At 59.6% G+C, this 11267-nt stretch carries 18 protein-coding genes and 1 pseudogene; 15 read left to right on the top strand and 4 right to left on the bottom strand.

Annotation, left to right across the window (positions count from 1 at the left end):
* From P1U71_RS16825 to P1U71_RS16800, 6 genes and pseudogenes are all read left to right on the top strand, one after another.
* Positions 1-467 (top strand): annotated as a pseudogene (locus P1U71_RS16825) (hypothetical protein); the annotation flags it as partial.
* A gap of 1 nt (position 468) precedes the next feature.
* The gene (locus tag P1U71_RS16820) at positions 469-1287 is read left to right on the top strand and encodes a hypothetical protein (protein WP_301106830.1); all 819 of its coding nucleotides are present in this window, start codon (positions 469-471) and stop codon (positions 1285-1287) included.
* Positions 1288-1310: 23 nt separating this feature from the next.
* A complete protein-coding gene (locus P1U71_RS16815; protein WP_301106829.1) occupies positions 1311-1658 on the top strand; it encodes a hypothetical protein in 348 nt (115 codons plus the stop codon).
* Positions 1655-1873: a hypothetical protein gene (locus P1U71_RS16810; protein WP_207046549.1), complete on the top strand. Its 219-nt coding sequence runs from the start codon at positions 1655-1657 to the stop codon at positions 1871-1873. The genes P1U71_RS16815 and P1U71_RS16810 overlap by 4 nt, the downstream gene beginning before the upstream one ends.
* A gap of 76 nt (positions 1874-1949) precedes the next feature.
* On the top strand, positions 1950-2612 hold the full coding sequence (locus P1U71_RS16805; protein WP_301106828.1) for a lipase family protein: 663 nt from the start codon (positions 1950-1952) through the stop codon (positions 2610-2612).
* A gap of 17 nt (positions 2613-2629) precedes the next feature.
* Positions 2630-2962, top strand: coding sequence for a hypothetical protein (locus tag P1U71_RS16800; protein WP_301106827.1), 333 nt, complete (start codon positions 2630-2632; stop codon positions 2960-2962).
* A 12-nt stretch (positions 2963-2974) separates the two neighbouring features.
* Here P1U71_RS16800 and P1U71_RS16795 read toward each other — a convergent pair whose 3' ends face one another.
* Positions 2975-3583, bottom strand: a complete 609-nt coding sequence (locus P1U71_RS16795; protein WP_301106826.1) for a LysE family translocator — start codon at positions 3581-3583, stop codon at positions 2975-2977.
* A gap of 312 nt (positions 3584-3895) precedes the next feature.
* Between P1U71_RS16795 and P1U71_RS16790 the strand changes: the two genes are divergently transcribed.
* From P1U71_RS16790 to P1U71_RS16775, 4 genes are all read left to right on the top strand, one after another.
* Entirely contained in the window at positions 3896-4288 is a 393-nt protein-coding gene (locus tag P1U71_RS16790; RefSeq protein ID WP_301106825.1) for a hypothetical protein, read from the top strand.
* A 107-nt stretch (positions 4289-4395) separates the two neighbouring features.
* A complete protein-coding gene (locus P1U71_RS16785) occupies positions 4396-5139 on the top strand; it encodes a hypothetical protein (RefSeq protein ID WP_301106824.1) in 744 nt (247 codons plus the stop codon).
* A 57-nt stretch (positions 5140-5196) separates the two neighbouring features.
* Complete coding sequence (locus tag P1U71_RS16780) at positions 5197-5664, top strand: GFA family protein (RefSeq protein ID WP_301106823.1); 468 nt, start codon at positions 5197-5199, stop codon at positions 5662-5664.
* 12 nt (positions 5665-5676) lie between these two features.
* A complete protein-coding gene (locus P1U71_RS16775) occupies positions 5677-6600 on the top strand; it encodes a ketopantoate reductase family protein (RefSeq protein ID WP_301106822.1) in 924 nt (307 codons plus the stop codon).
* Here the strand turns inward: P1U71_RS16775 and P1U71_RS16770 are convergent.
* Positions 6597-7751 (bottom strand): hypothetical protein, encoded by a 1155-nt coding sequence (locus P1U71_RS16770; RefSeq protein WP_301106821.1) that lies wholly within the window; start codon positions 7749-7751, stop codon positions 6597-6599. The two genes, P1U71_RS16775 and P1U71_RS16770, sit on opposite strands and share 4 nt — an antisense overlap.
* 61 nt (positions 7752-7812) lie before the next feature.
* On the opposite strand from P1U71_RS16770, the gene P1U71_RS16765 reads away from it, so the two are divergent.
* Genes P1U71_RS16765 through P1U71_RS16750 form a run of 4 tightly spaced genes read left to right on the top strand, consistent with a single transcriptional unit; the run spans position 7813 to position 8960 of the window.
* The gene (locus tag P1U71_RS16765; RefSeq protein WP_301106820.1) at positions 7813-8274 is read left to right on the top strand and encodes a hypothetical protein; all 462 of its coding nucleotides are present in this window, start codon (positions 7813-7815) and stop codon (positions 8272-8274) included.
* Positions 8274-8450: a hypothetical protein gene (locus tag P1U71_RS16760; RefSeq protein WP_301106819.1), complete on the top strand. Its 177-nt coding sequence runs from the start codon at positions 8274-8276 to the stop codon at positions 8448-8450. The genes P1U71_RS16765 and P1U71_RS16760 overlap by 1 nt, the downstream gene beginning before the upstream one ends.
* The gene (locus P1U71_RS16755) at positions 8447-8770 is read left to right on the top strand and encodes a hypothetical protein (protein WP_301106818.1); all 324 of its coding nucleotides are present in this window, start codon (positions 8447-8449) and stop codon (positions 8768-8770) included. Before P1U71_RS16760 ends, P1U71_RS16755 begins: the two co-directional genes overlap by 4 nt.
* Before the next feature lie 4 nt (positions 8771-8774).
* Positions 8775-8960, top strand: a complete 186-nt coding sequence (locus P1U71_RS16750; RefSeq protein WP_301106817.1) for a hypothetical protein — start codon at positions 8775-8777, stop codon at positions 8958-8960.
* Between the two features lie 57 nt (positions 8961-9017).
* Here P1U71_RS16750 and P1U71_RS16745 read toward each other — a convergent pair whose 3' ends face one another.
* Positions 9018-9308, bottom strand: a complete 291-nt coding sequence (locus tag P1U71_RS16745) for a hypothetical protein (protein WP_301106816.1) — start codon at positions 9306-9308, stop codon at positions 9018-9020.
* A gap of 234 nt (positions 9309-9542) precedes the next feature.
* On the opposite strand from P1U71_RS16745, the gene P1U71_RS16740 reads away from it, so the two are divergent.
* Entirely contained in the window at positions 9543-10628 is a 1086-nt protein-coding gene (locus P1U71_RS16740) for a class I SAM-dependent methyltransferase (protein ID WP_301106815.1), read from the top strand.
* On the opposite strand, the gene P1U71_RS16735 is transcribed toward P1U71_RS16740, so the two are convergent.
* On the bottom strand, positions 10625-11267 hold a 643-nt coding region (locus P1U71_RS16735), incomplete at its 5' end, for a GlxA family transcriptional regulator (RefSeq protein WP_301106814.1). The two genes, P1U71_RS16740 and P1U71_RS16735, sit on opposite strands and share 4 nt — an antisense overlap.

Below are 11267 nucleotides of genomic sequence, written 5' to 3'. Positions count from 1 at the left end.
TGCTGCGCGCCGGTGATATCGGCGGTGGCTTTACGGCGCTGAACAGCCTCGATGTGCCGCGCCGCTGGAAAGCGGTGGGCGCGGGCCGTTTGATTGAGGAAGTGCCCGCCACCATCAAGACCCTCACCGGCAGGGACCTGAAACCCTATGCGCCCGTGCAGGTTACGGGCGTGCGCTCCGGCGGGGATCTCTCCCTCAGCTGGCAGCGACGGACGCGGGTCGGCGGCGGCAGTCTGAGCGGCGCGGTGCCGCTCTCGGAAGCGTCGGAACGCTATGAGCTGGTCTTTACCTATGACGGGGAGAGTGTCTCGAAATATGCCTATAATGCCACGGAATATAGTTACACGCTCGCCGACTTCAATGCGGATTTCGACCTCTCCGAAGTCAACATTCCGACGCTTTCCCTCACCCTCTATCAACTTTCTGAAACCATAGGCCGGGGTTTTCCGGCAACGGAGATTATCTAGCATGCCCGAACTTGATTTACCGCAGATCGCCGAAAGCCAGGCGCTCGCCTATGTCACCTCCAACGATGCGGATGCGAAGCTGGAATCCGCGCTTTGTGATGAGATCGCGAGCCATGACCCGACGTCGGGCGATGTGACGCTTACCGATGCCGAGTTTCGTGAAACCTGGCACCATGTCATCGGCGGCAGTCCGCCCGGCGGCTTTAACTTTATCGTGCCGGAGGTCAAACGGCCCTTTATGGTCACCAACGGCAGCGGAGAGACAGCGACGGTCAAGACCGCCTCCGGTTCGGCGGGGCAGGTGCTGGACGGGGAAACCCGGCTTTTTTATTGCGATGGGACGGATGTGATCGGCCTGACCGACAGCACATCGGAAGGCGGTGGGGGCGGCTCCCACGCGGGGGCGCTGGTGACGATGAGTTCCAACCAGAGCATTTCGGACAGCAGCAATACGGCGCTCATCTGGGCGAGCGAGAGCTATGACACCGACGATTATCATGACAATTCCGTCAACAACAGCCGCCTGACGGTGCCGAGCGGGGTCTCGAAAGTGATCGTCAGCGGGCAGGTCCGCTGGGACAGCAACGCGAGCGGCACGCGCGAAATCCTGCTGGAGAAGAATGGCTCCGCCAGCTTCGACGGTCGCCCGTTCGAGCATATCGGGGCGCAATTGAGCCGCACCATGCAGAGTTTCGTCTCTCCCGTGCTCGCCGTCACGCCCGGCGATTATTTCGAGATGGTCGCCTGGCAGGACAGCGGCGGGAGCCGGGACATCGAAAGTCATGTCGCAACCTGGTTCAGCATTCAGGCCATCGAATAGGGAGGCCCGAAAGGGAAGAAACCATGAAAAACCTGATATCTGCGGCGGTCCTTGGGGCCGCTTTTTTTATGCCGGTGAGCCTCACCGCCACGCCGCTTTGTCTGCCGCGCGAAGAGCTTGCCGTGCATCTCGCCGAAAATTACGGCGAGGTTCTGATTGCGCAGGGGCTCAATAACCGGGGCGCGTTGATCGAGGTGTTCACGACGAAATCGCGGGAGCGCTGGACCCTCACGGAAACCGATGCAAAAGGCCGTGCCTGCCTGATGGCGGCGGGGGAATACTGGAACGCGCTTGGACCCCGCCCCACGGCGGCGCGGCAACCGGCGGCGTTCGATCCACCCGCAAAGGGCAAAGAGGGAGGATCGCCATGAACAATCTGGAACAGGAAATCGGCGCCATGCGGGTCCGCATCGAAAACCTTCATCTCGACATGGTGGAGCTGCGCGATGACGTCAAAAGCCTGACGCTTCAGGTCAGCATGGGGCGCGGCGCGCTGAAAGTTATCGGCATCACAGGGACGGTCATCGCGGCGTTAACCACCTTTGCCGCCTGGCTGGGGCAGGCTTTCCGGCCGTTTAATCTGTAATTCATGAAGGAGAGACATTTGGCTGCCTTTGTCACAATCGACGAGCGGGTGAGGGCCTCTCGGATGGCGACGACAGATGAACCCGTTTGAGGCGGCCATCTGCGCGAAGATTGCCTATGACCCGAACGGCGCGGAGCGGGCGGCAAGGCTTGGCTATACCTTTCAGCCGATCGCGGGGCGGGATCATTTCGCCTGGATTGGCCGGAAGGGCGGGATCACGCTGGTCGGTTTTCGCGGCACGGCCCTGTTCGGGCGGGAGATGCGGAGCTACCGGGCCAATCTTTCCACCGACCTGGTGCCCTGGGCGGGGGTCGGCCGGGTGCATGAGGGATATTATCAGGCGCTCTGGCAGTTGCTTGCGGCGATCCGGCGGGAGCTGAAGGGCGAGAGCAACATCGTGCTGACGGGCCATTCCATGGGCGCGGCGCTGGCGACACTGTCGGCGATGCTGCTGGAGGCGGAGCGGGTCTATGCCTTTGCCTGCCCGCGCCTTGGCAACCGGGAGTTTGCGGACGGCTTCTCGCGCGACATCCGGGTGACGCGCTTTATCAACCGATGCGATGTGCTGGCGCGGCTGCCGATTTCCGGTGACGTGCAGGGGAGTGAACCTCTGACGCGGGAGTCCTACTGGCATGTCGGGCGGCCGGTGCGACTGCCGGGATTTGGCCATTCGATCAGCGCCTATGTGCAGGGCATCCGTCTGCGCAGGGGCGGAAAATATCAAACTCAACAACCATAAGAAGGAGGAATTTTGACATGACCGCAGTAGAGAAAATCAGCAGGGATAGGACGGCTATGACGCCGGATAATTTTATCGAGGAAACGGCGGAGGCAGCCTATCTGGTGCCACCATCGGAGGAGGAGGAGGCAAATGACAACTTTCCCGCCCATGAAATCCTGCAGGGCTGTATCTGGCGCGATACGGAAAGCGCGCAGCAACGCCTCGACCTGACGGAGGCGGCGGGGATCAGCGACCGGGCGGAGGATGCGACGGGTTGGCAGGAGCTGGACTTTTCCGAGGACCGGCGGCGCGCGCGCGGCTTTCTGGATGAGGAGACAGGCCCGGACATGGATTTTCAGGAATTTTAAAAAGGCCGGGCGCTACTTCCGGTCGGCAAGAGCAAGGCCGATCCCGGCGGCGATCAGGAATCCGCCGGTGATCCGGTTGCGTAGCTGTTGAAACCGCAGCATCAGCGGTCGGAGCGCGCCCGCAAACACCGCCCAGAGCGCATCGCCGAAGGTGAGCACGGTCAGGAAGACAAGGGCGACCAGCGTGAGCTGGGTTATATATTCTCCCTCCGGTGCGACGAACTGCGGCAGCAGCGCCGCATTGAAGATCAGGGTTTTCGGGTTCAGGATCGCCACCATCAACCCGCGCGAAAACAGCGCCCAGACCGGCGCGCGAACGGCACGGACGGTGGAGAGATCCTCCGCCGGCGCGATCCAGCTTTTATAGCCGAGCCAGAGGAGATAGACGACGCCCGCCCATTTCAGCCAGGTCAGGATATCGGCGGCAATCTCCAGCAGCGCGCCGATGCCGAGCACCACGAGAATAAGCTGTACCCCGACGCCCACCGTCGTGCCCATCACCGTGCACAGGCCATAGAGCGTGCCGTAGCGCAGCGAATTGGCGACCGTCAGCGCGACATTCGGCCCCGGAATGGCGACGAGACCGAGGGTAATCAGGGCAAGAGTAAGAAGCGATTCCATCGGAATAAAATATCACAGATCAGGGGCACGGCAACTGCAATTTCATAAAGTTGTCACAGGGTTTCGCTATGGCTCCGGGGGTAAACCGCCCTGACCGATTCCTGAAACCAATGAGGGAAAAAGCCGTTGAGGTAATTTTTGGATTTATGTTGAAAATTATTAACCATATTTGAGAAATCGCTGGATTTAAGGCAAAAAACTGGTAAAATTCACGCATAATCATCTAAAAAATTGAAGTTTGTTGTATTTCCAACAGTCGCTTTTCCAACAATGAGTTGATTGAGCAAAATTTATTTTGAATGGAGACGGCCCATGATATTCAAGTATCTGAATATAAAGCCAGGTGTTCTTGCACTGGGTCTTGTCGCTGTCATTGCCGGTTTTACCGTCCTGAGCCTCAATGAACCGGTCAGCGCGGCCACCGCGTCGGCGGACTGCGGCACGGTCGCGTCCGGACAGGATCAGGCATGCGAGAAGGGAACCGTCAATATCAAGAAGGCGAAATCCGATGCAACGGACCTCGCCCTGCTGACCCCGGCCACAGGGAAGGCGGAACCGGCGAAGGTCACCTCCAATGATGCCGCGCCGAAGCAGACGCTGACCGGCAGGAACCAGCTGGGGGAGACATTGGCCCTCTTCGCGATTGCCCTTGCCGGGATCGTATTCCTCGGTCGACGGCGCAAGAGGCTGGCTCGCAAGAATTAAGCTCTGACCAGAGTAAGCGGGACGCGGCCCGCCATGAGCGCCCGCTTTTTTATCAAAATGCGCGCGATTTAAGCTTTGATTAGGGTCTGGGCGCTAGTCTGCACAATATGGAAATAACGCATACAGTGAAGCCGACATCCTGCCTGCTCGAAGCCTTTCGCTTTGTGATCGGGCATCGCTGGCCCTGCCTGTTCCGGGCGGTGCCGGTGGTGATGATGACAGGGCTGATCGCCTGGCTGGAAACCAACATTCTGGCGGCGGCGGAGTATTTCCGCCTGGTCGTGAATGAAATTTTCTATGCCATCTTCGCTGTCTACTGGCATCGCTTCACCGTGTTCAAGTTTGAGCGGCGCAACCCGTCTTTCGGCCTGCATTTCGGCTTGCGCGAGATCAAGTTCGCCGGGTCGATGCTGGGCTATGTGATTGTCACCTATCTGCTGGCGCGGGTCTATGTGGTGAGCGGGGGAGATGCCTCCAGCGCGTCGATCGTGCTGTTTATCACGCTGCTCTGCCTGTGTTTCATGCCGCTGATGTTTATCTTTCCGGCCATCGCGCTTGATCAACCGCTGGCGCTGAAAGACTTTGCCCGGACAATTATCGATATGTTTCTGCCGCTCCTCGGCACGTTGCTGCTGGGTCTGGTGGCGGTGATCGGGCTCTATGTCCTGATATATATGCCAATGCTGCTGCTGATCCTGATGAACAAGCCGGATCTGGCGGGGATGGTGTTCTTTGTGCTGTCCAGCTTCCTGATCATGCCTTTTATCATGGCGGTATTTATCTCATTCCTCTCGATCTTGTTCCGGGAGACCATCGGCATTCGGCCAATTAATTACGGCGCCCCTTATTGAGGCTTGCCGAGGGCGGCTAATTTTCCTAACGTTCCCATAACGCAGAGGAAAATGATCATGAGCGAAATTATTGAGGGGGGATGCGCTTGCGGCGATGTGCGCTACAAGCTGCAGATACCGCCGTTATTCGTGCATTGCTGCCATTGCCGCGAATGCCAGACCCATTCGGGCAGCGCCTTTGTCATTAATGCCCTGACCGAGACGGACCGGATTGACCATCTCGGCGGGGAGCTTGTCGCCATTTCCGTGCCGACCAACAGTGGCGGGCCGCATGACATTTATCATTGCGCGGGCTGCCAGACAGCGCTGTGGAGTGACTATGGACGGCGTGCCGGGATGCGATTTTTGCGTGTCGGCACGCTGGATGATCCATCGCAACTACCGCCGGATGTGCATATTTTCACCCGCTCAAAGCTGCCCTGGGTCACCCTGCCCGAAGATGTCCCGGCGTTCCGGGTCTATTATGATATGAAGGAAGTCTGGCCGGCGGACAGGCTCGCCCGGCGTTCCGCAATTGAAAAATAAAGGAAAAAGAAATTGAAAATCGGAATTGTCGGCGCAGGCGCCATCGGCGGATATTTCGCGGCCCAGCTGGTCGAGGCGGGATATGAGGTTGTGGTGCTGGCGCGCGGGAAGAACCGCGACGCGCTCTTAACTGACGGGCTTACTCTTACGTCGGAAAAAGGCGTCCTCAAGGTGAAATTCGCAGGCGTCTCGGACAGCCCGGCGGAACTCGGGGTCTGCGATGTGGTGCTGTTCACGGTGAAGGGGCAATCGACAGATCAGGCGGCGGAGGATATGCGCCCCATGGTCGGCCCGAAAACCGAGATTATCAGCCTGCAGAACGGTCTTTACGGGATTGAGCGGCTGGCCGCCAAATATGAGGAGGGTCAGCTCTCACCGGGCATCACCTATATTCCGGCGGTGGTTGAGGCGCCGGGGCAGGTGTTGCGCACGGGCAGCCTGACCCGGACGGTTTTCGGCCCCCTCCATCCGCGCGACACGGCCCTTCATGATGAACTGGCGGCGGCACTTCAAAAACACGGCACCGATGCGTTCGCGCTGAAAGAACCGATGAAGGAAATCTGGACGAAATATGTGGTTCTCGCGCCCTTTCACCTGATCGGCTGCCTGACACGGCTGCCCGTGGGCGGCTGGATCGGGACAGAGGAAATGCAGGATCTTTTCTTCCGCGCGATGAAGGAAATCTGCGCGCTCGGCCGGGCCAAGGGCGCCGATGTGCCCGATACAATCGCCGAGAAACAGGTGCATTTCGTCAAGACCACCGCCAACCCGAAAACCAAGGCGTCGATGCTGGAGGATCTGGAGCGGGGCAAGCCGCTGGAGCTGGAAAGCATTATCGGCTGGGTCTGCCGGGAGAGCAAGAATCTCGGCCTAGAAAGCCCGATCCATGACATGGCCTATGCGCTTCTGCTCGCGCATAAGGACGGCCATCCCTAACCCACGGGCACCGCGAAAATCGTGATAAAGAGAAGCAGTGCCGCCAGCAGGGCGAGCGCGACCCTGTGGCTTGTCTTTTCCGCGACCTCCAGCCCGACAAGGCATTGCAGGAAGTAATAGAAGGCGAAGGCGCGCGAGGCGAGGGCGAGGATCTGGAAGGTATCCGCCGTCCAGGTGAGCAGGATCGCAAAGCCGCAGATAATCACATAGGTGAGCCGCGCCGAGAGGCGATGCTTCGTTATCTCAAGCAGGTTGCCCGATGCGCTGATGGCGTCCGCCGTTGCGGCGCTGAACTGGCTGAACACGGCCGCGAGCACGAGCGGCGGGGCGAGCCAGAAGGCGACCTCCTTGGCGAGCGCGATCAGCGCATTCCCGGAGACATCGCCGCCCAGAATATGCATCAGCGGCAGGGAGACCGCGACAAACAGGATATAGACGGCGGTCGAAATGGCTTGCGAATTCCGGCTCGCCTCAATGCGGGTTTCGGCGTCGAACTCATCGCCGAGATAGCGGGTCGTCTCGAACCCCTGCACAACGATCAGGGTGCCCGCGAGAACCGTTATAATCTCCCAGACCGAATGATCGGGAAGCGGCGGCAGGGTGACCGGCCCGGCGGCGATAACGCCCGCGTCATACCAGGCGAAGCTGCCGATCACCAGGAAGATGATGGCAAGGGTCGTGATCAGCGACCAGCGTTCCAGCCCCTCCAGCATCTTGAGGCCCTTGGCGACCCCGATAAACAGGATAAAGGCAATGATCGCGGTGGTCAGCATCCGCTCGTTATATTCCGTGTTGACCCCGAAAAAGCCGAGGCCGTAGGACCCCAATATCCGTAAATAGAGCGTCACCGAAATGATATAGGCCGGGATCAGCGCGATATCGGACACCCGCTCGAACAGGGTGAGCAGGCGCGGCGCGCTGCCTGAGGTAAGCGCCGGTTCCGCCTTGGCGATATTGTGGCGAATGACCATGCCCACCGCATAGGCGACCGCGCAGATCGCCGCCATCGCGAACAGGGAAAAGGGCCCTGTCGTATCCGCCAGCAGGGACACGATCACCAGAAACCCGCTCCCGAAGATGGAGGCGAGCGGCGTCGTCGTGCCGTGGATAAAGCGGGCGAACCGGCTTCGGCGGGGTTTTGCTGAACTCATCGGGCAACTTTCAACTTGGGACGCGGCATCGTCAGTTTACGACGCAGAAGGAGCAAGGCAATTGATTATTCAGGACTTACGCGAACTTATTGTCCGTCCCACGCTGGACGCGCTGCAAATGGGCGGTGTGAATGCGGAAGATCTTGTCCTCGGCACCGGGCTGGTGGAGAGCGGGTTTCGCCATTTGAGGCAAATACGCGGGCCCGCGCTCGGCTTCTATCAATGCGAACCCGCAACCTATGACGACATCCTCCGTTATCTCGGACGCCGCCCCGCGCTTCTCCGGCGGCTCCGGCTGTTCATGGCGGGGGAAGGGGTGCCGAAAGTCTCGCAACTTGTCTGGAACCTTAAATTCGCGACCGCGATCTGCCGGATCCATTACTGGCGGAAACCCGGTGCGATCCCGGATGATCTTAAAGGGCAGGCCGCCTATTGGAAAACGCATTACAACACCGCGCTCGGGCGTGGCACGGTGGAAAAATACCTCAAATGCGCCCGTCCCCTAACAGAAGGAATGACCTGATGAAGACCTATTTGAAGGGCAAGAAAACCTATGTCACGGCGGCGCTCGCCATTATTGCGGCGGTGGGCAGCTATGTTCTGGACGAGATCGCGCTCAAGGACATGATCGAGGCGATTTTCGCCGCGCTGACCGCCATGACCATCCGCGCCGCCATCACAACGGAGGCCACCAAATGAGGCGCGCCATCATTGCCGCGCTCCTCTTGGCGCTCACGGCCTGCGCCGCGCCGCTGGGGCAGCTCTCGCCGCGCGATCAGTTGCTTGTCACCTGTGACGGCCTCGCCACCACCATGGGGATCGTGAAGAATTTCATCCTTGATGGGACGATTCATCATCCGGCCACGCTCCGTGATATCCGCAGTGCGTCGGTGATTGTGGAGGAAAGCTGCCGCAATGATCCGGATTATGTCGCGGCGCTCAACCGTCTTGCGGCGCAATCGGTGATCCTGCTGGAAGCGCGTCTTGCCGCCGAAACTGACACCGGAAAAGGGAGCTAGGCCCATGGAAATTACCTCCGCCTCTATCCTCGCCCTGATCGAGGGCGGCGCGTTCCTCGTAAACGCCGCCCTCCGTGCGCAGAAGGGCGAGCTTGACCAGTCGCAAGTCGATGCCATCCTCAGCCATGTGGGGGAGGAGGCAAGCGACCTCCGCCGTGTTATCGACGCCGCACTGGCAAAGAACGGCTGATCCAACAAAAAGGGAGGCTTAACCGGCCTCCCTTTTAATCCCGCTATATTTTCCCGCCTAGAACGTCTTTCCCGGCTGTTCCGGCCAGAGGACGGTGTTGCAGCCTTTACGCTCGGCCAGTTCCTTGACCGAGATATTCCGGTCCAGCAGGTCATTTGCCTGCCCGGAGGTGGCCTTTTTCCCGGCAAGTTCGGTGGCGCGGTCGGTATTGGCCGCATATTCAATGCTCAAATCCTGACAGCTCGCCGTCTTGTCGCTCTCATTGAGGTTCGAATAATCAATCGGCGGCTCCTCAATCGTGCAGGCCGCGAGGAGGGTGAGGCCAATCACGGCAAAAACGGGTTTCATTCTGCCCCCATAATTCCATTGAAAATTGAAGTGAACCACAGACCTGTGTGCCCGTCAAGCGGGCCGACACGGCTCCGGCAATGCGCCATTGGTGACCGCCATCACGCGCTTTTGCCCATCTGTGGCATAAACGGCCCCTTTCTGTCCGGTTTGCCTCTCACCCTCACCGTTTTTTCGCCGTAAGTAATCGCCGGTAAGACGGAATTCCCGTCTGCTCAATAGATGGAGAGAAAAATGACTTTAGTAGAACAGGAACTACCGGCGTTCGATATGCAGGCGGCGGAAGAATTCAGTATGAAAATGGGGGAGGTCGTGAATTCGGGCGCCGTTGCCGTGATGTTGTCGGTCGGGCATAAGACCGGGCTATTCGATGTCATGGGCGGCGCGGGACCGATGACCTCGGCACAGATCGCCGGGCGGGCCGGGCTGAACGAGCGCTATGTTCGTGAATGGCTGGCGGCGATGGTGATGGGCGGCGTTGTCCATTATCAGCCGGACGCGAAGTTTTATGACCTGCCCGCGGAACATGCGGCGTCGCTCACGCGCGGGGCGGCACTTGGCAATTTTGCGGTCCATGCCCAGTTCATCCCGATGGTGGGCGCGATGCAGGAAAAGCTGGTTGAGAGCTTCAAGACCGGCGCGGGGCTTAAATATGATGATTTCCCCTGCTTTCACGAGATCATGTCGGAAGACAGCGACCAGACGGTGGTGGCGAATATATTCGAGGGGATTCTCCCGCTTGAGCCGCGCCTTACGGAACGGCTGGAGGCGGGGATCGATGTTCTCGATGCCGGTTGTGGCCGGGGCCATGCGTTGACTACGCTGGCGAAGCATTTCCCGGCGAGCCGCTTTACCGGGTATGACCTCTGCACGGAAACCATTGCCCATGCGCGGGAATATGCGGCGGCGGCCGGTGTGACCAATATCAACTTCCAGGTGCGGGATCTGTCCGATTTCGATGAGCGCGCGCGCTATGATCTGGTCACGTCCTTCGATGCGGTGCATGACCAGAAGCATCCGGCGGATTTCCTGAAACGGATCAAACGGGCCCTGCGCCCGGACGGCATCCATCTGATGCAGGATATCGGCGGTTCCGCCCATCTTGAGAAGAACCACGACTTTCCCTTCGCGGCGTTTCTCTACACGGCCTCCTGCGCGCATTGCATGGCGATCTCGTTGGGGCAGGGCGGCGACGGCCTTGGCACCATGTGGGGATGGGAGACGGCCGAAGGCTTTCTGAAGGACGCCGGCTATAAAACTGTGGAGCGCCATAGCTTCGAAGGGGACCCGATGAATGTCTGGTTTATCTCGAAAGTCTAGAGGTCGCCGGAATAGCGGGTAAAAGTTTGGTACCGCTGACGGTATCGGCCCGGCGTGACCCCTGTCCGCTTCTTGAACAAGCGGCGGAAGAACGCCGGGTCTTGATACCCGATCGAATGGGCGATGTCGTCAATCGGGCTGTCATCGCTTTCCAGCGATTGCTTGGCCTCCTCGATCCTGAGGGTCTGGGCATAGTCCATCGGCGAATAGCCGGTCGCCGCCTGGAAGCGGCGCTTGAAGGTGCGGTCGGTCAGGCCGGAGCGCGCAATCATCCGCCCGACAGGGTTCATCTCGTGATAGTTCATGGCAAGCCAGGCTTGGCAATCGGCGATAATTGCATCGTCATGCTGTTTTGGCAGGAGCAGGGCCGCAAAGAGAAGCTGGCCCTCGCTGCGATCCCCCAGCAGGAAGATTTTGGTGGCGCGAATCGCCTCGGTCGGGCCGCAGTAGCGGGAAATGAGATAGAGCGCCAGATCCTCCCAGGAGGAACTGCCGCCGCTGGTGATAATCCTCTGATCGGGCCCGGAGGAAACGAGGACGCGCTCGGGTTTCAAATTGATCTCCGGATGGGCGGCCTGAATCAACCTCGTCGCCGCCCAATGGGTCGTCGCCTCGCAATGATCGAGAAGGCCCGTGCTG

It is taken from the genome of Sneathiella sp., assembly GCF_029233945.1.
Classification (GTDB): Bacteria; Pseudomonadota; Alphaproteobacteria; order Sneathiellales; family Sneathiellaceae; genus Sneathiella.
This window is presented reverse-complemented; position numbering and strand designations above follow the sequence as displayed.